This is a genomic window from Proteus sp. G2626, assembly GCF_009915985.1.
Taxonomy (GTDB): domain Bacteria; phylum Pseudomonadota; class Gammaproteobacteria; order Enterobacterales; family Enterobacteriaceae; genus Proteus; species Proteus vulgaris.
The window spans coordinates 36,177-57,272 of sequence record NZ_JAABNH010000025.1 but is presented as its reverse complement, the minus strand read 5'-3'; the positions used below and the strand labels follow the sequence as shown (position 1 = coordinate 57,272).

At 39.0% G+C, this 21,096-nt stretch carries 18 protein-coding genes, 1 tRNA gene and 1 pseudogene; 8 read left to right on the top strand and 12 right to left on the bottom strand.

Features of this window, described 5'->3' with window-relative positions:
* Positions 1–3: 3 nt before the first annotated feature.
* Positions 4–2,172 carry a formate dehydrogenase subunit alpha gene (fdhF, locus tag GWJ05_RS10090; RefSeq protein ID WP_036933625.1) on the bottom strand — a complete coding sequence of 723 codons (2,169 nt, stop codon included), beginning with the start codon at positions 2,170–2,172 and terminating at the stop codon, positions 4–6.
* A gap of 617 nt (positions 2,173–2,789) precedes the next feature.
* Between fdhF and GWJ05_RS10085 the strand changes: the two genes are divergently transcribed.
* A complete protein-coding gene (locus tag GWJ05_RS10085; RefSeq protein WP_161681395.1) occupies positions 2,790–4,106 on the top strand; it encodes a sodium-dependent transporter in 1,317 nt (438 codons plus the stop codon).
* 84 nt (positions 4,107–4,190) lie between these two features.
* On the opposite strand, the gene GWJ05_RS10080 is transcribed toward GWJ05_RS10085, so the two are convergent.
* The 4 genes from GWJ05_RS10080 to GWJ05_RS10065 all read right to left on the bottom strand — a co-directional run bounded on the left by GWJ05_RS10080 (position 4,191) and on the right by GWJ05_RS10065 (position 8,643).
* Complete coding sequence (locus GWJ05_RS10080; RefSeq protein WP_036933621.1) at positions 4,191–5,561, bottom strand: class-II fumarase/aspartase family protein; 1,371 nt, start codon at positions 5,559–5,561, stop codon at positions 4,191–4,193.
* A gap of 11 nt (positions 5,562–5,572) precedes the next feature.
* Positions 5,573–7,129 (bottom strand): PTS transporter subunit EIIC, encoded by a 1,557-nt coding sequence (locus GWJ05_RS10075; RefSeq protein ID WP_161681394.1) that lies wholly within the window; start codon positions 7,127–7,129, stop codon positions 5,573–5,575.
* A gap of 329 nt (positions 7,130–7,458) precedes the next feature.
* Positions 7,459–8,199: a MurR/RpiR family transcriptional regulator gene (locus tag GWJ05_RS10070; RefSeq protein ID WP_036933618.1), complete on the bottom strand. Its 741-nt coding sequence runs from the start codon at positions 8,197–8,199 to the stop codon at positions 7,459–7,461.
* Positions 8,200–8,397: 198 nt separating this feature from the next.
* Positions 8,398–8,643, bottom strand: coding sequence for a DUF2543 family protein (locus GWJ05_RS10065; RefSeq protein WP_036933617.1), 246 nt, complete (start codon positions 8,641–8,643; stop codon positions 8,398–8,400).
* A 122-nt stretch (positions 8,644–8,765) separates the two neighbouring features.
* Here GWJ05_RS10065 and GWJ05_RS10060 point away from each other — a divergent pair, with 122 nt between their 5' ends.
* A complete protein-coding gene (locus tag GWJ05_RS10060; RefSeq protein ID WP_103005176.1) occupies positions 8,766–9,473 on the top strand; it encodes an RluA family pseudouridine synthase in 708 nt (235 codons plus the stop codon).
* 9 nt (positions 9,474–9,482) lie between these two features.
* On the opposite strand, the gene GWJ05_RS10055 is transcribed toward GWJ05_RS10060, so the two are convergent.
* Both GWJ05_RS10055 and GWJ05_RS10050 read right to left on the bottom strand, forming a co-directional pair.
* Positions 9,483–9,965, bottom strand: a complete 483-nt coding sequence (locus GWJ05_RS10055) for a cold-shock protein (RefSeq protein WP_036933615.1) — start codon at positions 9,963–9,965, stop codon at positions 9,483–9,485.
* Positions 9,966–10,067: 102 nt separating this feature from the next.
* Entirely contained in the window at positions 10,068–10,601 is a 534-nt protein-coding gene (locus tag GWJ05_RS10050) for a DUF2058 domain-containing protein (protein WP_036933614.1), read from the bottom strand.
* 184 nt (positions 10,602–10,785) lie between these two features.
* Here GWJ05_RS10050 and yajD point away from each other — a divergent pair, with 184 nt between their 5' ends.
* The 3 genes from yajD to GWJ05_RS18735 all read left to right on the top strand — a co-directional run bounded on the left by yajD (position 10,786) and on the right by GWJ05_RS18735 (position 12,470).
* Positions 10,786–11,133, top strand: a complete 348-nt coding sequence (gene yajD, locus GWJ05_RS10045; RefSeq protein WP_036933612.1) for an HNH nuclease YajD — start codon at positions 10,786–10,788, stop codon at positions 11,131–11,133.
* A gap of 148 nt (positions 11,134–11,281) precedes the next feature.
* A complete protein-coding gene (locus GWJ05_RS18575) occupies positions 11,282–11,557 on the top strand; it encodes an RHS repeat domain-containing protein (RefSeq protein ID WP_224215408.1) in 276 nt (91 codons plus the stop codon).
* An 85-nt stretch (positions 11,558–11,642) separates the two neighbouring features.
* Positions 11,643–12,470 carry an RHS repeat-associated core domain-containing protein gene (locus tag GWJ05_RS18735; protein ID WP_224215409.1) on the top strand — a complete coding sequence of 276 codons (828 nt, stop codon included), beginning with the start codon at positions 11,643–11,645 and terminating at the stop codon, positions 12,468–12,470.
* A 352-nt stretch (positions 12,471–12,822) separates the two neighbouring features.
* Here the strand turns inward: GWJ05_RS18735 and GWJ05_RS10035 are convergent.
* A pseudogene (locus GWJ05_RS10035) lies at positions 12,823–14,024 on the bottom strand (tyrosine-type recombinase/integrase).
* A gap of 154 nt (positions 14,025–14,178) precedes the next feature.
* A tRNA-Sec gene (locus GWJ05_RS10030) sits at positions 14,179–14,273 on the bottom strand.
* Between the two features lie 241 nt (positions 14,274–14,514).
* Between GWJ05_RS10030 and prlC the strand changes: the two genes are divergently transcribed.
* Together prlC and rsmJ are read left to right on the top strand one after the other, a co-directional pair.
* Positions 14,515–16,557 carry an oligopeptidase A gene (gene prlC / locus GWJ05_RS10025; RefSeq protein ID WP_036933610.1) on the top strand — a complete coding sequence of 681 codons (2,043 nt, stop codon included), beginning with the start codon at positions 14,515–14,517 and terminating at the stop codon, positions 16,555–16,557.
* A gap of 3 nt (positions 16,558–16,560) precedes the next feature.
* On the top strand, positions 16,561–17,307 hold the full coding sequence (gene rsmJ, locus GWJ05_RS10020; protein ID WP_036933608.1) for a 16S rRNA (guanine(1516)-N(2))-methyltransferase RsmJ: 747 nt from the start codon (positions 16,561–16,563) through the stop codon (positions 17,305–17,307).
* 74 nt (positions 17,308–17,381) lie between these two features.
* Here the strand turns inward: rsmJ and GWJ05_RS10015 are convergent, their stop codons facing one another.
* The 3 genes from GWJ05_RS10015 to uspA all read right to left on the bottom strand — a co-directional run bounded on the left by GWJ05_RS10015 (position 17,382) and on the right by uspA (position 20,309).
* The gene (locus GWJ05_RS10015; RefSeq protein WP_161681393.1) at positions 17,382–18,131 is read right to left on the bottom strand and encodes an SDR family oxidoreductase; all 750 of its coding nucleotides are present in this window, start codon (positions 18,129–18,131) and stop codon (positions 17,382–17,384) included.
* Positions 18,132–18,282: 151 nt separating this feature from the next.
* Positions 18,283–19,623 carry an NADP-specific glutamate dehydrogenase gene (gene gdhA / locus GWJ05_RS10010; RefSeq protein ID WP_036933605.1) on the bottom strand — a complete coding sequence of 447 codons (1,341 nt, stop codon included), beginning with the start codon at positions 19,621–19,623 and terminating at the stop codon, positions 18,283–18,285.
* Between the two features lie 254 nt (positions 19,624–19,877).
* A complete protein-coding gene (gene uspA, locus GWJ05_RS10005; RefSeq protein ID WP_023583131.1) occupies positions 19,878–20,309 on the bottom strand; it encodes a universal stress protein UspA in 432 nt (143 codons plus the stop codon).
* 406 nt (positions 20,310–20,715) lie between these two features.
* Here uspA and uspB point away from each other — a divergent pair, with 406 nt between their 5' ends.
* Positions 20,716–21,048: a universal stress protein UspB gene (gene uspB / locus GWJ05_RS10000; RefSeq protein WP_036933603.1), complete on the top strand. Its 333-nt coding sequence runs from the start codon at positions 20,716–20,718 to the stop codon at positions 21,046–21,048.
* Positions 21,049–21,096: the final 48 nt, after the last annotated feature.

The following is a 21,096-nucleotide window of genomic DNA, read 5'->3' as shown; positions in this document are numbered from 1 at the left end:
AGCTTAATGGGGCGCTTTTTTTGCCTGCTCCACTAAGTTAATTAAACGACTTCTCATCGTGTGATAATGTTGAGCAACTTGGCTTTCTGCCCATTTCTGATCGTCAATTTTTATCACTTTAGCTGCACAATATTTTGTTTCCGGTGTTTTTGAAACTGGATCAAGATTATCTTGAGTCAGTTCATTACATGCGCCAATCCACCATTGATAAGTCATATAAATCGCTTGCTTATTGATTGTCTCATTCACATGACAACGCGACATCACTTTGCCTCGACGTGAGCCAACCCAAACAATTTCTTGATCACGGATCCCAGCGGCTTTAGCAATATCAGGGTGAATTTGAACATAACCAGGTTCATCTGCAAGTGATGCTAATGCTTTACAATTACCAGTCATAGAGCGACAAGAATAATGCCCCACCTCACGCACTGTAGATAAAATCATTGGATAATCAGCATCGGGTACTTCAGCCGGCGCCCGCCATGGCGTAGCAAATAACTGTCCTTTACCAGAGAGTGTAGTGAATTGATTACCTGAATATAAATAAGGCGTACCTGGATGGTCAATATCCGTGCAAGGCCATTGAATATGCGCTAAACCTGCCAATTTTTCATAAGTAGCACCAAAGAACAGCGGGCACAATGCTCTAACTTCATTCCAAATCGCTTCGTTATTCTCATAAGACATCGGGTAGCCCATTTCAGTAGCTAATAAGCTGATAATTTCCCAGTCACGTTTTACATTACCTCGCGCATCAATCGCTTTTTCAAAACGCTGAAAACCTCTATCCGCACAAGTATAAATACCTGCATGTTCACCCCAACTGGTTGAGGGTAAAATCACATCAGCACGCTCGGCAGTTTTAGTCATAAAGATATCTTGAACTACAACAAAATCGAGAGCCTCAAAACCTTTTCTCACTAAGCCTAAATCAGCTTCTGTTTGAAGCGGATCTTCACCCATGATGTAGTAGGCTTTTACTTTACCTTCAATGGCTAAATGTGGTACTTCAGTAATGCGATATCCCACTTCAGGATCGAGTTGTTCAACAGGAATATTCCAGGCTTGTGCAAATTTCTGACGCACATTTTCGTCAGCCACATATTGATATCCCGGGAACATATTTGGTAAAACCCCCATATCACAAGCCCCTTGAACATTATTTTGTCCACGAACAGGGGCAACACCGACATGTGGCTTACCTAAATTACCCGTTAGTAATGCAAGACCTGACAAACCTTTGACCACATCAACCGCTTGACCAAATTGCGTTACCCCCATGCCCCACATAATGGTGGCTGTTTTAGCATTAGCATAAGTACGCATCGCCTTACGGATTTCAATAGCAGGAATACCGACAATATCTTGTACCGCTTCTGGACTATAGTCGGCGAGTTGTTTTTTATATTCATCGAAACCTTCGGTATAGCGACTAACATAATCTTTATCATAAAGATTTTCATCAATTAGCGTATACGCAAATGCATTAACTAACGCCATATTTGTACCGTTTTTTAAGGGTAAATATTGATTAGCAATTTTAGCGGTTTCAATTTTACGAGGATCACAAACAATGATTTTGGCACCTTTTTGTTTCGCTTTAACAACTCGACGCGCCACAATAGGATGAGAATCAGCACAGTTATAACCAAAAACTAATAAGCAATCTGAATCTTCAATATCGGCAATAGAGTTACTCATTGCCCCATTGCCCAACGTTTCTTGTAAACCAGCAACAGAAGGCCCATGGCAAACACGGGCACAACAATCGACATTATTATTACCTAATACGGCACGAACAAATTTTTGCATTACAAAGTTGGTTTCATTCCCCGTACCACGAGAAGATCCCGTACACATGATGGATTTAGCGCCGTATTTTTCTTTTATTTCCAATAATTTTTTTGCTGTAAATTGAATCGCTTCATTCCAACTCACTATTTCAAAATCAGCCCCTTTTTGTCGGCGGATCATGGGTTCATGAATTCGAGCTGTCAGCAGTTTATTGTCGTTAAGAAAATCCCAACCATAGAGCCCTTTTAAACAAAGTTCCCCTTGATTGGTGACACCATTAGCACCTTCCGCTTTGATGATGCGACCATTTTCAACACAGAGATTAATTTTGCAGCCAGCGCCACAATAAGGACAGACGGAGTTGATTTTGTTCATTTGATATCCTTTCCCCTAACTAGGGAGTAAAAGAGTCATAAAGAACATTCAACTAAGCAGGAATTATGCCAATTAATTTTTAACAATATAATCAACAAGATATAAAAACGAAATAACATTTTATAATCGTTTCGACATTTTTGCCGATACTCACCTTACACAAATAAGGTTAACACCATAACTTATTATGATTTCTATCATTGGCATCAGAAAAACATTTATGAATAAAAATTAACATCAAGTTCTAACAAAATTTATTTCTTTAGTTTGAATTTATGATATAAATAAGAAATACGCATTTTTAAAAACAATATTTCATATTGTATTGCGATTATATCCATTTCAATAAAGAGCAAAAAGGTGAATATGAACACCAATAATCGACTCCTAGGCCTAAACCTACTACTCCTTCATTAGGTGGCCCAGCACGTTCATTTTTTTGCAAAAGCCACCAGTTAGGTGGCTTTTTTATTATGCCCCCTACTGGTGAAATTATTTTTTAGGGGAGTTTCTATGATGTTGAGTTTTACCATAAGGATGATGAGTGACAACGTCTTCTCAATAAACAATGGTCTGGAAATGCCTTCCATAAATAACCAAATAAAGCAGGAGGCAAAATGAGCCAGCAATGGACATCACGAATCGGCCATATCTTAGCAGCCGCAGGCTCTGCAATTGGTATTGGCGCAATCTGGAAGTTTTCTTATGTTGCCGCCAATAACGGTGGTGGTGCCTTTTTAATTGTCTTTTTGTTATTTAGTTTTATTATCGGGCTTGCCGTATTACTGGCTGAAAATATCTTAGGCAGTAGTACACATGCAGAAGCTGTTAATGCCTTTAAAAAGATGATGGGACGTAACTGGGTTATCATCGGCGTTATTGGTGTCTTCAGTTCTTGGTGTATTTATAGCTTTTATAGTGTGGTCGGTGGATGGACAATTGGCTATACCGTTATGGCAGCAACAGGCCAGCTGAACATTACAGATAGCGCAGAATTAACCGGTATTTTTACCCGTTTTATTAGCAATCCTTTATGGCCTATTTTGGCTCACTTGACCTTCGCTGGATTAACCTGTTTTGTCGTTTTAGCCGGTGTGCAACGTGGGTTAGAAAAAGCCGTCAAAATCATGATGCCCATGTTATTTATCATTATGATTTTATTAATTATTGTTGGAATAAGCTTACCTGGATCTTCTGAAGGTTTAAAATTATTTTTATACCCTGATTTCAGTAAGTTAACCCCTCAAGGCGTGTTAGATGCATTAGGATTAGCCTTCTTCTCTCTCTCTATCGGTTTAGGTATTCACATCACTTACAGTGCTTATTTAGCAGATAACAAAGGTATCGCCAACGCCAGTATGTGGGTAGTTATTTTATCTTGTATGGTGTGTGTACTTGCCGGATTAATGATTTTCCCTGCATTATCTGCCGCAGGTTTAGAACCCAATGCCGGCCCGGGCTTAACCTTTATGACCATGCCGGTTTATTTCGCTAACTTACCCGGTGGTAATATTTTAGCTGTCACTTTCTTTGTCTTGTTATTAATGGCAGCGTTAACTTCTGCAATTTCATTACTTGAACATATCGTGGCTTATGTGCAGATGCGCTTTCAATGGACACGCCGTCGCGCAGGACTCGTCGTTACGGCTTCCATTATGCTGATGGGAATTCCTGTTTCATTATCTTTCGGCCCTATGAGCGATGTGACATTAGGAGGGAAAACTGTTTTTGATTTGTTGGATTATCTGACATCTAACATTTTAATGCCTTTATTTGGTATTGCGATGTGCTTAATTTTCGGTTGGTCACGTAGAGCAAATGCATTAATTCCTGAAAATATCACAGGTGTAAAACGTCAATGTTTATTACTGGTTTGGCGTTATATTGGCCCAATTTGTATCGGGATTATTTTGGTGCATGGATTGATTGGCTAATAATTAACTAAAAAGAGCCACTCATTTAAGTGGCTCTATGCTTAACGGATACTTGTTTATTTGTAGCTAATTGATAACTTTTTGTTATTTATAACTTTGTTTAATTTCTTGTGAGATCACAAAACCTCGTTTTGCTTCTTTTTCAGCAAGCTCAACGGATAAACCGATATAAGAGCGAGGATCAAGCATGGCCTTAATTTCATCTGCATTAAAAGCCGCGGTAATGGTGTCATTTTTCATCAGGTTAGTATAAAAATCTTCACCATCTGCGGCCGTTTTAATGGCTTCTTCATATAACAGTGAATGCGCTTTATCTTTACCCAGTTTTTCTGCCATTTTCATCATAACGTATTCAGTATTATCTAAACCTTTATTTCTCATCACGTTATGTAGCATTCTCTCTTCATGAGGAACGATAGTTCTTGAAAGCTCTTCTGTTCTTAATAAAATTTCTGTTGTTAATTCTAACGATTCTTCAATTAAGCCATCGAATAACATATAAGAACTGCTATCACCTTCATATGGTCTTACCGCAGAGTACATTCCCACATTAGGCAACGAATATAATTTCTGAGAGTTAGCAATAATTCCTTTCGCTAATTTTGGATTAATTTTATGAGGCATCGTGCTACTTCCTACCGTGCCTTTTGTAAACCCTTCAGAAACCTCAGCAATTTCTTCCAATGTAGTGCTGTAAACTTCTTCACCAATTTTATGGCAGATATTTGCCATCAGCGCTAAGTTCATCATGTATTCTAATTTGTGCGTGCTTAAATTACGTGATGGCACTTCCATTGCTTGCATACCCACTAATTCAGCAACACGTTTTTGTACTTTCATCCCAACTTCTGGCATTGAGTTAAAAGCACCTACTGCCCCCCCCATCATAATGGTGAATACTCGCTTTTCGCACTCTTTCATACGTTGGTAGCAATCAATAAAATCACTGATCCATACTGAAACTTTGTACCCATAAGTAATAGGAATAGCATGACGACCGTGCGTTCTACCAGCCATTACCATGTGTTTTGTCTTTTCAGCAAGATTAGACAAGTTTTCAATAATTTCACTCAATAATAACATGAACTTATTGTGTACCGTTTTCATCATATACAACTGCGAACTTTGCTGTATATTTTGCGTGGTAATGCCATAGTGCACATATTTACCACTCTCTTCAGAGCACGCATTCACCAGTACTTTTAAGAAAGGCACAAAACCATGACCGATTTTTTGATAAATACGGTTCATCTCTTCAAAATCAATATTCTCAATAATCGCCTTTTCTTTAATTTCATCTGCGGCAGACTGTGGAATAAAACCATATTCAGCTTGCGCTTGCGCTAACATTGCTTCAAACATTAACCAAGTTGAATATTTAGCTTCATTGGACAGCAGATTTTTTATACCGCGATCGTCGATTGTTTTACTTTTAGAATCGTATAACGCTCTCATCATGTATCCTTTTATTTCTTCATTGCTTCATCAACAGCATTGCGAACAAATTCGACTTTAGGGCCATAAACAACATGGACATGGTTTGCTGCCGGAAAGAAGAATGCTGTACATCCAGACTCCAATATTAATTCTTTATCTATTTGATTAACTTCATTAATATCAATACGTAGCCGTGTAATACAGTTATCAACATTACGAATGTTTTGTTTGCCACCTAACGCTTGAATTAAGATTTCTGCAATTTCACCATAACGTTTTTCTTTGATTAGCGTGTTTTTCATATTGCTTGATTCTTCTCTACCTGGGGTTTTGATATCGAATTTGATGATAGCCCAGTAGAAAATGAAGTAGGTCACAACCGCAAGTGCACTACCAATCAGCACTAAGAAGATCCAGTTAGTGTGTTCGTACAGTAAACCAAAGATAGTGAAATCAAAGACGGTGCCTCGGATATAACCAATTGCAACACCAGCAAAAGAGAGCAGAACTGCGCCAATACCCACGATAATCGCGTAAATTAAATAAAGTAACGGTGCGATAAAGACGAAGGTAAATTCAAGAGGTTCGGTCACGTTACCTAACATTGCAGTTAAGACCATCGTCACCAGCATTGATTTAACTTCAGCGCGGTTCTCTTTTTTCGAGGTTTTATAAATTGCTAATGCAATCGCAGGAAATAAGAATAACGTAACCAACATTTGTTGCTGAGCCATAAAACGCGTCAAGCTTGGCATCATTGCCCAATATTCACTACTTGGCCCTTGGTTAAATAATACTTCTGTCATTGCTGGAACAACACCCACATAGGTTTGCCCATCAATCACATAAGAACCACCGGCTTCAGTAAATCTAAACAGCACGTTCCAGACGTGGTGTAAACCAAATGGAATAAATAGACGCTCACCACCTGCGGTAAAGAAAGGCCCAACAGGACTTAAGAAGACAGCTGAGAGCTTAGTTAAGCCCATGACTAATACTTCCCAAATAAATGGCAACAATGCACCTACGCCAATCATTAATCCAACCATAATAATGGCGACAGATTTTTTCCCAGAGAAGAAGGCAAATGCCGTTGGTAATTCAAGGTTATAGAATTTATCCGTTGCCCATGCGGCGATTAATCCTGTAATAATCCCCCCTGCGGCACTGATATTCATGGTTTGTATACCCAGAACCTTGATTTGCCCAACCTGCGTCATAATGGCAGGATCAGCCAGTTTTCCAGTCAATACTAACCAGATATTGATTGTACTTATCAAGGTTAAATAACCCACCACGGAGGCAAAGACCGCGATCCCCTTATCTTTATGGCTCATTCCATATGCCACCCCCATTGCAAATAGAAGTGGAATATTGTCAAACACCACACCTGCAATAGAACGGATACTGACTAATAAAGCATTGACTGTTTCATTTCCTAAGAAAGGAAAGCGTGCAATCATATAAGACTGAACTAAAGCACCACTGATCCCCAAGATCATACCGATAGGTGCTAATACACCGATTGGTAGAAGTAGGGTTCTACCAAAGCGCTGAATAGATTCGCTGAACTTTTTCCTGGCCATATTTTTTTCCTTATGACTTCTCGAATATAAAAGAATTACTGAGGTACTCTAGCTTAGGGATTATAGGAAATGAATGACGTGGCGGTTTTAAATATTATCTCAGGTCATTTTTTATGACTTAGGTCTTTTTAATAAACATTTCAATTAATAATAATTGACAATTTTTTATTTCGGTAATGAAGAATGATCCTAGATCTTAATATTAATATTGAAAAAAGAAGGTTGTTTTTAAAATAACTTATCATTATTTTAATCAGATAGATTAATGCTTTTTACATATTAAGAATAAAAAGAAGATTTAATTAATAGAATTGCCCGCCTATTAAAACTTAAAGTAAAATTTCTAACTCATTTATCAGTAAATCCACCAGCATAAAAAAACCAATACGTGATTTAGTATCGTCTTTTTTGGTATCGTGATTATCGGCAAAACAAAACAGAGCATGGCTTGCATAACTCGTTAATTCATTGGTGTTAAATGCCGTCATACTAATAATATTTGCATCTTTTAACTGTACAATTTTTGCTGTTTCTATAATTTTCTTGGTGCCACCAGAAAGGGAGATAAAGATAACCGTATCATCTTCATTAACAAGGCGAGTAAATGAATCAGATAAATTATAATCATTAATAAAAAAGCAGTGTAAACCTAAAGCAAATAAAAGGTGTTCCAGGTAATAACCGACCGCTTTACTCGTTCCTCTTGCCACAATAAAAATATTTCTAGAGTGACGTAAGGTTTTCGCACATTCTCGAATATGCTCTTCATTAATTAAAGTAAATGTTTTATTAATATTTTTTTCTAATTGCTTTTTATAAGATGCAGTGCTCGTTTTCTCAATTTTATTTTGCGTCAATATATAATTATTAATTTGGAATTTAAGCTCTTTAAACCCGCTAAATCCTAACTTTTGCGATAAATTAATGATAACCGTTTTTGATACAAAGGTTTTTGCAACTAAATCATTAATATTTAAATAGGGTATATCCGCAATATTATCGGTGAGATATTTTAATACTTTTTTTTCGCTGATGGTTAAATTGTCATAATTCTTTAGGAAATCCAGCATATCTCACCCAACCAATTGAATATAAAACATCCGATAAAGAGGCGAACATTCCAAAAGTATGTCCGTTCTTTTCGTACGCTTATGTGAAATAAAATCAATAACGAGTATACGTTAAATCATACAGTTATGTAGGATCAGCGTTGTTTTTTGTGAATTGAGCTATTATTGAGCCCATTTTTTTAATGAGCTCAATACGTATTATTCATTACCCCAGCGATTAAGAAACATCGCGATATCATCAATACGTTTTTTATTAATACCCGCCTCTTTTGCCATCTCTTGCTGCGCCGTTTCACTGATTTCTTCGTTGTTCATTAGCCGAGTAAGCAGTAATTGAAAATAGAGAGCAAGTGCATCTTCTTCAGATTCAGCAACAGGCTCGGTTGATTCCAGTGAATACTCTTCTACCATGTCATAATATTTAAAATGGATTTCATTGTTCATTGGTTGCCCCCAAGATTAGTTTATAATCATTATATTCAAATTATTAAGAGTATATCTCTACATTCGCCTGTTAACTTAAAATTCGCTATCATCCACTTCCTTCTTTTTCTGCGGATAAGCTGATGTCTACGATTATCGATACTTTTATTGCCCCACCTTGCCATGATGAAATCGAGATCCTCTATCAAGACGAGCATTTAGTTCTTATTAATAAACCAACAGGATTATTGAGCTTATCAGGAAAAAATCCACAAAATATAGACTCAGTACATTATCGATTAGTGAAGCTATTTCCGGGATGTACGCTTGTTCATCGGCTTGATTTTGGGACATCAGGGTTAATGGTTGTGGCACGCAATAAGTCAATCAATGCTCTTTTATGTCAGCAGTTTAGCCAACGTAAAGTAACCAAAGTATATAGTGCGCTACTGTGTGGCCATTTGAAGGAAAATGAAGGCATAATAGATGCATCAATAGCAAAAGATCCGGCTCTATTTCCACGTATGTCGATTTGCTCCCTTAATGGTAAACCAGCACGCTCTGGTTATCAGGTTATTGAACGTTTATATCATACACAAGAAAATGGAACGTTATTACCTTTAACCCGCGTACAATTTATGCCTGAAACAGGAAGGACTCATCAACTACGTATTCACAGCCAGTTTATAGGGCATCCTATTTTAGGTTGTGATTTATATGGTGGGTGCGACTGCGACTTAATTGAAGAAACTAAACGGGCTCCAAGACTCATGCTTCATGCGAGTGAACTTCATTTTGTTCACCCTATTAGCCAAGCACCAATAAAAGCGCGTTGCGAGAGCCCGTTTTAAATATCGATATTAGAGTTTAAGTGCTTTTACGGTTTCCTCAATATCAAGTTCATCTTCCGTAAAAACTATCTCTGTACCGTGCATTGTGGTGATCGCAAGCTTTCTCAACATACGCATATCATTAGCGTTATCTGCTGATTTGGGTCTAATGCTATTCATTAAAATACCCACAGAAAGTACCGTATTTTCTTTATCAATACGCGTATCGGCAGGCACTTCTTCACTGTAAATTCGATAGGATTTAATTGACGTTAGCTTAATTCGCTCGCCTGCAATATAAACGTATTTGCTATCAGGTATCACTTTAACCGCATACGCAGATAAACCTTTGGTATTGGTGGTCGGTTCAAAGGTGACATTTGCATCTACCTTTATCAACGCAGGGTTGGCAACTTTAATCACATGAAAATAACGGTTGTCACCATTTTCATCTTTAATAAATCCAAAACCTTTATCTTCAAACCACTTTGTGATTATTCCGTTCATTGCCATTATCGCCTACTTAATCGTTTTATCTACAAAAATTTCCAGATGCAGTATAAAGCACAATGCGTATACAAACTATGCCTTTGAGGTAATAAGCTACATTGCTTATTACCACATCAAATCATCTGGTATTTTAAAATCAGCATAAGGATCGTCTTCATCTTGTTCTGTCTTACTAAGTGTATTATTTAACAAGATACAGTCCACATCTCTTTGTGTAATTTTATCCGCCACACTGGCTGGAATAATCGCGTATTCCGTTTTATTTGCAGTATCCAAACGAGCAATGGCGAGGCGCCCACTAATTAATTGAGATTGCGTCAGTTTATCCACCACGATATTTTTAATCACATTGTTATCAGTGAAATTAAAATCAATATCGCCTTTTGCTGGCGTAATTCTATTCATCTCAATAAGTTGTTTAACTTGCGCTTTATATTCTTTAGATAAGGTTGCTTGCTTTTGTTGCTCACTCAGCAGTTTATCGCGCTCAAGTTGGGCTTTTTTATTTTCTTCTACGGCTTCTCTTGCTTCTCGTGCCTGAACACGTGATTTTTTTGCCGTTCTTTGGACTTTTGCCATTTTTTTGCTGGTCACAAGCCCTGCTTTTAACATTTGCTCTTGTAAGGTAAGTTTTGCCATTTTTATGCCTAAATCTGCTCAGTCATTTTTAAAATTATACCTGTAATTTCCAAGAGTGCATCAGATTGTAATATTGGTGGTTTATTGAAGTAAACAGGACTTATGAGATTGAACCTATCCGTGCATTCAGAGTATATTGAAAAAACTATCGTTAAACTTTCTCTTATAACAGGTAATACTAACAATGGCTCTGATCCCAAAAAACTATGCACGGTTGGAAAGTGGCTACCGTGAAAAAGCACTGAAAATCTACCCATGGGTATGTGGACGTTGTGCGCGTGAGTTTGTCTATTCGAACTTACGTGAGCTCACCGTTCATCATATTGATCACGACCATACCAATAACCCAGAAGACGGTAGTAACTGGGAGTTATTGTGTCTGTTTTGCCATGATCACGAACACTCTAAATACACAGAAGCAGACCAATACGGCACAACTGTTGTCGCTGGTGAAGATGCACAAGATGATGTCGGTGTAGCCACTTATAATCCTTTTGCTGATTTAAAGTCGATGCTCAATAAGAAAAAATAGTGAATTCAATATCAGCTTTGATGCAACAAACCGGCCCCTTTTCACGCTCTTACGTAGAATAGTGTATACTTGCCAACCATAAATTTGTTCATGGTTAATTAATAATGAAAGAAATCGAAAAAGCAAAAATCAAACTCCTTAGCGTAAAGTGGGTTATGAATATAATGACAATGGACAACTCACTTGTTATGTCTCCCCTTTTGGCGATAAATGGCAACTGACCTACGACGACAAAGGTAATTTAACCACAGTTACCGATCCGCAAGGTCGCCAACAAAAAGGCCGTGTCACTCGCCGTATCACCGCCAAAGGTTATCAAGACTATCACTACGACATTAATGGTCGATTAACCCAAAAAGTGGTTCACCAACACGGTTTTCGGGCAAAAACGTGGTATTACCAATGGAATATGGAATACGCTTAACCAACTTATCGCCTGTTTTAACCCTGAAGGGGAATGCTGGCGTTACACTTACGATGCCTTTGGACGACGCCTCAGTAAAAGCAAGGTGGTCGATAATCACCCTATTACACCGCCCAATTCACCGTTTAAAAACAAACGCATTCAGCGTGTTGATTACCTGTGGTCTGGCGACCAGATGGTGCAGGAAACTCCGATTTATGCCGATGGCACACCCGCTTATGACGCTCAAATTCAGTGGCTCTACCAACCCAATGAAATTACCCCAACAGCACGTTATCAACGTGGAAAACTGCATTATGTCGTCACTGACCATCAAGGCACGCCACGCGAAATCTTTAGCGAAAAAGGCATTGTCAGCTGGGCAGGACGGTTAAATACCTGGGGACAAATGGCGTTTTGGCAATCTCATGATGATTATGCCGATAACGATCCTGAATATACCGAATGCCATTTTCGATTTGCCGGACAATATGAAGATAAAGAAAGTGGCTTGTATTACAATCGCTTTCGCTACTATGATAAGGATACAGGGCAATATATTTCACCAGATCCTATTGGATTATTAGGTGGCTTTAATCCGTATGGGTATGTGCATTGTCCTATTGGGTGGGTTGATCCATTAGGTCTTAGTAGTTTATTTACAGGCTCAACTTTTACAGGTCCTTCCGATATTACATATACTGTCTATCAACAACCAATTGACTGGGATTTAAAAGTTAATACGCGAGATGGTGTAAAAACGAATCTTCAAATCGTCCTCGAAGATGGTCGAAGTCCTATGGTGGTGAAAAATGGTAAATATGAGATCGTGAGTCTACATCACTCTAAACAAAATGGCTTAGGGCCTTTATTTGAGTTATCAACACCAACGCACGAACAATATAGATATAGTAATGCTTTACATCCACATTAACCGGATGCTCACCCTATCAATCCTGTAGATCGTAATCTTTTTGATGCAGATCGGAAAGATTACTGGAGGCAAAGAGCTGAAGAAGAACTCAATCGTAGAAATCTGATTAATTGCTGTAAAAAAGGAGGGTAAATGTTAACCCCTAAATTGATTGATTATTTTAAAAATAAAAATTGGTGGTTTGATGAACCCTCAAGTGAGTACCGTGGTGCCTTGTAGAGTATTAATGTTGATATTAACTCTGATTTCGCACAGTTTTAAATGTAGTTCAAGAATTGAAACCACAATTAATCATTGTCTTAGGTACCCAATTATGGGATCAACTTCCTGAAATTAATGGGATTGAGTGGTGTTATTTAAAATTCACATCAACAACATTACCCAACCTCCCCTCCAACTCATCCATGTAATCCGCATACCACTGCATCATTTCCCTGCGTCCATCCATATATTGAGCATGATTATACGTGCCACAGATCGCGTTCTTATCGATATGCGCGAGCTGAGTTTCAATCCATGCCGAGTTATATCCTTTCTCATGCAATATCGTGCTCATTGTGTGGCGGAAGCCATGCCCTGTTAGCCTGCATACCCAAGTAACTCAATAACCTGATTTACGCTTTCCTTACTGATTGGTTTTCTATGGTCATTACGGCCTATAAAGACAAGCTCATAATGCCCTGATAGCGGCTTAAGTGAATTAAATAGCTCGATCACCTGTTTAGATAATGGCACAACATGCGGTCGCTTCATTTTCATCACTTCAGCCGGAATTCCCAAAATCCCTTTTTCTAAATCGATATCCTACCAACGAGCAAAGCGAAGTTCTTGAGTCCGAACAGCAGTGAGCAAAATAATTTTAGTTGCTGTTTTAGTGATCATGCTGCCTGTATATCCAGCTAGATCCTTCAGAAAATAAGGTAACTCTTCAGCGGTTAAGAATGGAAAATGTTGTTTCTTCGGTGGGGTAAGCGCTGTTGCCAGATCAGGAGCAGGATTGTATTCTGCCCTGCCAGTGATGATCGCGTATCTGTACACTTCACCGCAACGCTGGCGGACTTTACGCATCTTCTCTAAGGCTCCGCGCCTCTCCATTTTACGCAGCGTTTCCAGCAGCTCTAACGGCTTGATTTTCGCTATTGGGCGTTTACCAATATAAGGAAAGATATCCTTTTCAAAGGTATCAATAATTTCATCACAATAACGCAGTGACCAGCGATCTGCTTTAGATTTATGCCATTCGCGAGCAATAGCTTCAAACGTATTCCCTGTACTGAGCTTTTGAATCGCCTTCTCTTCTTTTTTCACCTCTCCGGGATCACCACCAGCTGCGAGTACCTTTTTTGCTTGGTTTCTCATTTCACGTGCTTCAGCAAGTGTCACAGTAGGAAAAACACCAAAAGCTAATCTTTTTTATTTACCACCAAAGCGATACTTCATTCTCCAGTAGCGTGAGCCTTTAGCGGTAACAAGGTATAAACCACCACCATCAAAGAGTTTATATGACTTCTCTTTAGGCTTTGCAGTCTCAACCTGACGGGCTGTTAATGTCATTGGGAGCACCTCATTTTGGGGTGAATTTTTAGTGCCCCCTGATATGCCCCCAAAAACCTATTGATGTAGGTTGACATCAGGAGACTGGGAAGTGTATTAATGGCTGGTATTATAAGGGATTACTTGAGTTTTGTGGAGTTGTATTGAACTTAATTGGCGGAAGATCACAGGAGTCGAACCTGCCAAGGACCGCTGGCGGCCCCATCTGGATTTGAAGTCCAGCCGCCCCACCGGGGACGATGATCTTCCATTTTTGAATGGGTCAAAAGGAAATAACGAGATGATTATACGCTGAATTATTTTTAATCCCAAGTGCATCAAATCAATAAAACCCCTTTCAAATAAAATAATCCCGTTTTTGAGTAAAACCTCCGATAATTACCGCGATACTATTGAACTTATACAGTTTCATCCTCATCTTACTATCTATAACGAATAAACTCAGTGGTGTGTTTTACGTCACTGCAAACCAAAATACAGGATGTTTTTTATGTCAAATCCATTACTTAGCACAACGGGATTACCTGCATTTTCCCTTATCAAACCAGAACATGTCGTTCCTGCACTAAACGAAGTTTTAACCACATATCGTGAAACAGTTGAAAAATTACTGGCTGATAATACTCAATTTACCTGGGATAACCTTTGCCAACCATTAGCAGAAGCAGGCGATAAGCTTTCTCGTGTTTGGTCCCCTGTTAGCCATTTAAACTCTGTTAAAAACTGTGCTGAACTACGTGAAGCCTATGAACAAAGTTTACCGTTACTATCTGAATTCAGTACATGGATGGGACAGCACGAAGGCTTATATCAAGCTTATAAATCAATTAAAGAAAATGCGGATTTTAATGCGTTAACTCAACCACAGAAAAAAGCGATTGAAAATGCATTACGTGACTTTGAATTATCAGGCATCGGTTTACCAAAAGAGAAACAACAGCGTTTTGGTGAAATCAGTGCGCGTATGTCTGAGTTAGGTGCTAAATACGGTAATAATGTATTAGATGCCACAATGGGTTGGTCTAAACTAATTACTGATGTAGAAGATTTATCAGGTATACCTCAAAGCGCTATTGATGCGGCAAAAGCTATCGCACAATCTAAAGAGCAAGACGGCTATCTGTTAACACTTGATATGCCAAGCTACCTTCCTGTGATGACTTATGCGGATAATCGTGAACTTAGAAAAGAGATGAGCATCGCTTATAGCACGCGTGCCTCCGATCAAGGTCCAAATGCAGGTCAGTGGGATAATAGCGAAATTATTGCCGAGATCCTCGCACTACGCCACGAACTCTCTCAACTGCTTGGTTTTAAAAATTATGCTGAAAAGTCACTTGCTACTAAAATGGCTGAGTCTCCAGAGCAAGTCCTTAGTTTTTTAACTGACTTAGCACAACGAGCTCACCCGCAAGGTGAAGAAGAGTTAGCTGAACTCACTCAATTTGCAAAAGAACACTATGGCGTTGATAAATTAGAGTCATGGGATCTGGCTTACTACAGCGAAAAGCAAAAACAACACCTGTTCTCAATCGATGATGAGCAACTACGTCCTTACTTCCCAGAACAACGTGCTTTAAGTGGCTTATTTGAAGTTGTTCATCGTATCTATGGTTTAACAGCCAAAGAACGTAACAACATCGATACTTGGCATGATGATGTTCGTTTCTTTGAGCTTTATGATGAAAGCAACACCTTACGTGGTAGCTTCTATCTTGATTTATATGCACGCGAACACAAACGTGGCGGTGCTTGGATGGATGATTGCATGGGAAGAATGCGTCATGCCGATGGCAAGCTACAAAACCCTGTTGCTTATCTCACCTGTAACTTCAATAAACCTGTAGGTGATAAACCAGCACTGTTTACTCATAATGAAGTCACCACACTGTTCCATGAGTTTGGTCATGGCTTACATCATATGTTAACGCAAATTGATATCGCTGATGTTGCAGGTATTAATGGCGTTCCTTGGGATGCCGTTGAATTACCAAGCCAATTTATGGAAAACTGGTGCTGGGAGCCAGAAGCGTTAGCCTTTATTTCTGGTCATTATGAAACTGGCGAACCATTACCACAGGCAATGCTTGATAATATGCTTAAAGCAAAAAATTATCAGTCAGCAATGTTTGTATTACGCCAATTAGAATTTGGTCTGTTTGATTTTCGTTTACATGCTGAATATGATCCCGCTAAGGGAGCTCGTGTGATGGAAACCTTAACCAGTGTGAAAGAGCAAGTTTCTGTTGTTCCTTCAACACCTTGGGCGCGATTCCCTCATGCCTTTAGCCATATCTTTGCCGGTGGCTATGCCGCAGGTTATTACAGCTATTTATGGGCGGATGTCCTGGCTGCTGATGCCTTCTCTCGTTTCTCTGAAGAAGGTATTTTTAACCGCGAAACGGGTCAATCATTCCTTGATAATATTTTAACTCGTGGTGGTTCAGAAGAGCCAATGGAGCTGTTCAAACGCTTCCGTGGTCGTGAGCCAAAACTTGATGCTATGCTCAAAGGCTACGGCATTAAAGGATGATATGTGAATATCTGTTTACTTTGTGAAGAAGGCGCTGATAACAGCGCCTTATCTGATTTAGCGCAACGTTGGGGATTAGTTCACGACGAAACGCAAATCATGGCTTTAGTGTTAACGCCTACTCACCTTGAATTACGCAAACAAGATGAACCTAAATTAGGGGGCATCTATGTCGATTTCGTAGAAGGTACAATGGCACATCGTCGTAAATTTGGCGGTGGTCGAGGTGAGGCGGTAGCAAAAGCTGTCGGGATCAAAAAAGACTATCTACCCGATGTTGTTGATGCGACGGCAGGACTTGGTCGAGATGCGTTTGTATTAGCGTCTATTGGTTGCAAAGTCAGAATGGTAGAGCGTCACCCCGTCGTTGCTGCATTACTTGAAGATGGCCTAAAACGTGCTTATCTTGATGCTGATATTGGCGAATGGATGCAAGAGAGAATGACGTTAATTCATGCCTCTTCTGCCCAAGCACTCACTGAGATCACACCTCCTCCTGATGTCGTCTATCTTGATCCGATGTATCCACATAAGGCGAAAAGTGCATTAGTAAAAAAAGAGATGCGAGTGTTTCAATCTTTAGTGGGTGCTGATGAAGATGCAGATGCATTACTCGAACCAGCAATCACTTTAGCTAAAAAGCGTGTCGTCGTAAAACGACCTGATTATGCAGAGCCATTAAATAATCAACTCGCTCATGCCAATGTGACCACAAAAAATCACCGTTTTGATATTTATCCTTGTGTTTAAGGCTATCCTTTTATTATAAAGGGGCTTTTATAGCCCCTTTATTACACCACCACTGCTTTTCTTCTATTTTCTGATTATTGAATACTATACCCACCATCAATAACAAGATTATGACCATTTATCATATCTGAAGCATTACTCGCTAAAAAGACAGCGGCAGCGGCAATCTCTTCTGGTTCAGCAAAGCGTTGAGCTGGAATTTGAGCTTTCATTTTTTCGCCTTTCTCTCCTTCCCAAGCCTGCTTTCCTAAATCGGTCATCACAATAGTGGGGGATATTGCATTGATTTGTAAACCTTTAGGTGCCCATTCTAACGCTAACACTTTAGTCATACCGATAATACCCGCTTTAGTGGCACAATAAGCAATATGTTCGGGCAAAGCTATCACTCCCGCTTGAGAGGCTAAATTGATAATCTTCCCTTGCCCTTGTTGTAACATATATTGTCCCACTTCTTGGCATAACAAGAATGTCCCCGTTAAATTAACTGATAGCGTTTTATTCCAGTCCGCAACAGAAAGTGATCCCGCGGGCGCTAACGCCACAATACCTGCGCAATTCACCAAAATATCAATATGGCCAAATTCTTCAATTACAGAATAAACTGCACGATGTACAGACTCTTCATTTGTGACATCACATTGAATACCAACCGCACTATTTAATTGCTGAGCAACTTGCTCTACTTTATCTGATCTATCTAATAACGCGACTTTAGCCCCTTTCTGAATAAACATCTTAGCAATAGATAACCCTATTCCAGTGGCTCCACCAGTAATAACAGCGACTTTATTTGGCAGAGTAAAATCGATCTGCATTGCCATAAATTTCTCCTACAAAAATAACCACTTTATAAAGTGCCTCTTTTTTAAGGATAGCAGATGAAAAATTTGAAAAAGATAAGATAGGGAAACGAGGGTAGCAGATTCAAGGGGATCTGACGGGTGTTAAACACCCGTTCAGAATCAATGAGATTTACAGCACGCCTTGTGCCAACATTGCATCCGCAACTTTTACAAAGCCAGCAATGTTCGCACCTTGAATATAATTAGTTTGCTTACCTTCACCACCGTAATTCACACAAGCATGGTGAATATCTAACATGATGTGATGTAAACGCGCATCCACTTTCTCTGCTTTCCAGCTTAAACGTGCCGCATTCTGTGCCATTTCTAAACCAGAGGTTGCAACCCCCCCAGCATTGGCTGCTTTACCTGGTGCAAAAAGAACACCGGCTTCAATAAAGGCATCTGTTGCAGCAATCGTTGTTGGCATATTTGCGCCTTCAGCAACCGCTTTAACACCATTTTTGATCAAGGCTTTTGCTGCCTCTAGATCTAATTCATTTTGTGTTGCACAAGGTAGAGCGATATCAACAGGAACAGCCCAAGGTTGTTGCCCTTCAAGATAGGTTAAGCCAAATTCTTTGGCATATTCTTCAACACGGCCATAGTTATTTTTAATTTCCGTTAGACGTGCCAGTTTTTCCGTCGTAAATCCAGCTTCATCAACAACCGTACCACCTGAGTCTGATGCTGTAATAACCGTAGCACCTAGCTCTAAACATTTTTCGATGGTGAATTGTGCTACATTACCTGCACCAGAAACGGCCACACGCATCCCCTCAAGAGACATACCATGACGTTTAAGCATTGCGTTAGTAAAGTAAACTAAACCGTATCCTGTCGCTTCTGGGCGGATTAAACTGCCACCGAATGAAAGACCTTTGCCTGTAAATACACATTCATTGCTATTAGACAATTTTTTCATCATACCGGCCATAAAGCCGACTTCTCGTGCACCCACCCCAATATCCCCTGCGGGAACATCTGTGTTAGCGCCTAAATGGCGATAAAGCTCTGTCATTAAAGCTTGGCAAAAGCGCATCACTTCCCCGTGGCTTTTACCTTTAGGATTAAAGTCAGATCCTCCTTTAGCGCCTCCCATTGGTAATGTTGTTAAAGCATTTTTGAATGTTTGCTCAAAACCTAAGAATTTTAGGATGGAGAGATTCACAGAAGGGTGAAAACGCATCCCCCCTTTGTAAGGTCCAATCGCTGAGTTAAATTGAATACGCCATGCACGATTAACTTGCACTTGCCCTTTATCATCTAACCAACAAACGCGAAATTGGATAATACGTTCAGGCTCAACTAAGCGCTCAAGTAATGATTGTTCACGATATTGTGGGTTTTTCTCTAAAAAAGGCCACAAAGTGGTAAAAACTTCACGAACCGCCTGATGATACTCAGGCTGATGAGCGTTATATTTTTCTACCCCTTCTAAAAATGAAGACAATGAGCCAGATATATTCATTCCGCTATTCCTTTTTGTGTAATGTGATGATTGCGTAACCTCATTTATTCGGAATATTTTTGGGTTTTGTGAGGTTGATGTTGTTTTGCTTCTTGAATATATCATTAAAATACATTCACACTTCAAGACATTTTTTTCATAATTAGACAAAAAAAAAAGGTTGACTCTATTTAACATCTGGAAAAATAGGAATTTTAGGCAAAAAAATACCTGCATAGGCAGGCATTTTTTTTGCTTAAACAAGCAAGCGATTATTATTCATCATCTTTCAGAGGAACAATTAGCATATCAACATGAACAGTATTTATTAACTGGCGTGCTGAGGACATTAATTTGCTCCAAAAGTCTTGGTGATGACCACAAACGACTAAATCCATATCGTATTTTTTAATCGCATCAACCAGAACTTGGCCTAAATCACCGCTACCACTCAAGGTTTCCTGAATTTCATAGCCTGATTTATCTGAAAGGTCTTTTAACGCGTTACGGGTTTCATCAGTAATACGTTGTTGCATATCACCGAGGTTGACATCAATTAGACCGGTATAAAGATCAGAATAGTTAACATCAACATGAATTAAGGAAACTTTGGCATTATAGGGTTTTGCCATAGATACAGCTTTCTGTACTAAGACGTTACTCTCAGGGGATAAATCAACTGCCACTAGAATATGCTTATAAGCCATCGTGAACTCCTTCCATAAGCTGATTAATCGATTGGAAAGGCGGTTAAGCCTCAATCCTATGTATTAAATATAACGTTTTAAGATGAAAGTTAGATGTCGCCTTGATCACAACTTATGACAGATTCATCAAGAAAAGCATCTAGCGATAAATAACAATATACACCATTTTAGATTAGTACGATGTCATTCACCGACAATATCATCATAATAATGAGAATTGAGTATAAAAAACAACAAAAACACCCTTTTAGAGTTATTTTTTATCCATTTTTTTGAAAAAGGAAACAACTTGAATAAGTCACTTTTGTTTATTACTTAATTTCACCTAAACTTAAATAAGAGAAAAAGTAACCTCTATGGGTAAAGGTTTTCTCATCTCAGAATCTATTATTCTAGGGAGGGGATTATGTTTAATGTCATTGTTATCTTTTGGGCGCTTTGTATACTTTGCCTGATTAATATGATGCGTTATTTTTCATCTATTCGGGTACTACTTACAATATTGCGCCAATCCGATCCATTACTCTATCAATCGGTGGATGGTAATGGGTTCTTTACTATGCATGGGCAACTTTCAAAACAATTGCGACTGATCCGCTACATCAACCAACGCCAATATACCAACCACCATAATCCTGAAGTGATTATGCGTTGCGAGCGAATTTATCGACAATTTTACCTTGTGAGCCGTTTTTGTATTTTGGCTGTAGCAAGTTTAATTGCGATGCTGATTTGGTAAGTGACAAAAACAAAAAACGGTGACTAAAAGTCACCGTTTATAAACAAA

Excerpts from the sequence above, each read along its gene's own strand:
- fdhF (WP_036933625.1), bottom strand. The coding sequence starts at position 2,172 with ATGAACAAAATCAACTCCGTCTGTCCTTATTGTGGCGCTGGCTGCAAA.
- GWJ05_RS10085 (WP_161681395.1), top strand. The coding sequence starts at position 2,790 with ATGAGCCAGCAATGGACATCACGAATCGGCCATATCTTAGCAGCCGCA.
- GWJ05_RS10080 (WP_036933621.1), bottom strand. The coding sequence starts at position 5,561 with ATGAGAGCGTTATACGATTCTAAAAGTAAAACAATCGACGATCGCGGT.
- GWJ05_RS10075 (WP_161681394.1), bottom strand. The coding sequence starts at position 7,129 with ATGGCCAGGAAAAAGTTCAGCGAATCTATTCAGCGCTTTGGTAGAACC.
- GWJ05_RS10070 (WP_036933618.1), bottom strand. The coding sequence starts at position 8,199 with ATGCTGGATTTCCTAAAGAATTATGACAATTTAACCATCAGCGAAAAA.
- GWJ05_RS10065 (WP_036933617.1), bottom strand. The coding sequence starts at position 8,643 with ATGAACAATGAAATCCATTTTAAATATTATGACATGGTAGAAGAGTAT.
- GWJ05_RS10060 (WP_103005176.1), top strand. The coding sequence starts at position 8,766 with ATGTCTACGATTATCGATACTTTTATTGCCCCACCTTGCCATGATGAA.
- GWJ05_RS10055 (WP_036933615.1), bottom strand. The coding sequence starts at position 9,965 with ATGGCAATGAACGGAATAATCACAAAGTGGTTTGAAGATAAAGGTTTT.
- GWJ05_RS10050 (WP_036933614.1), bottom strand. The coding sequence starts at position 10,601 with ATGGCAAAACTTACCTTACAAGAGCAAATGTTAAAAGCAGGGCTTGTG.
- yajD (WP_036933612.1), top strand. The coding sequence starts at position 10,786 with ATGGCTCTGATCCCAAAAAACTATGCACGGTTGGAAAGTGGCTACCGT.
- prlC (WP_036933610.1), top strand. The coding sequence starts at position 14,515 with ATGTCAAATCCATTACTTAGCACAACGGGATTACCTGCATTTTCCCTT.
- GWJ05_RS10015 (WP_161681393.1), bottom strand. The coding sequence starts at position 18,131 with ATGGCAATGCAGATCGATTTTACTCTGCCAAATAAAGTCGCTGTTATT.
- gdhA (WP_036933605.1), bottom strand. The coding sequence starts at position 19,623 with ATGAATATATCTGGCTCATTGTCTTCATTTTTAGAAGGGGTAGAAAAA.
- uspA (WP_023583131.1), bottom strand. The coding sequence starts at position 20,309 with ATGGCTTATAAGCATATTCTAGTGGCAGTTGATTTATCCCCTGAGAGT.
- uspB (WP_036933603.1), top strand. The coding sequence starts at position 20,716 with ATGTTTAATGTCATTGTTATCTTTTGGGCGCTTTGTATACTTTGCCTG.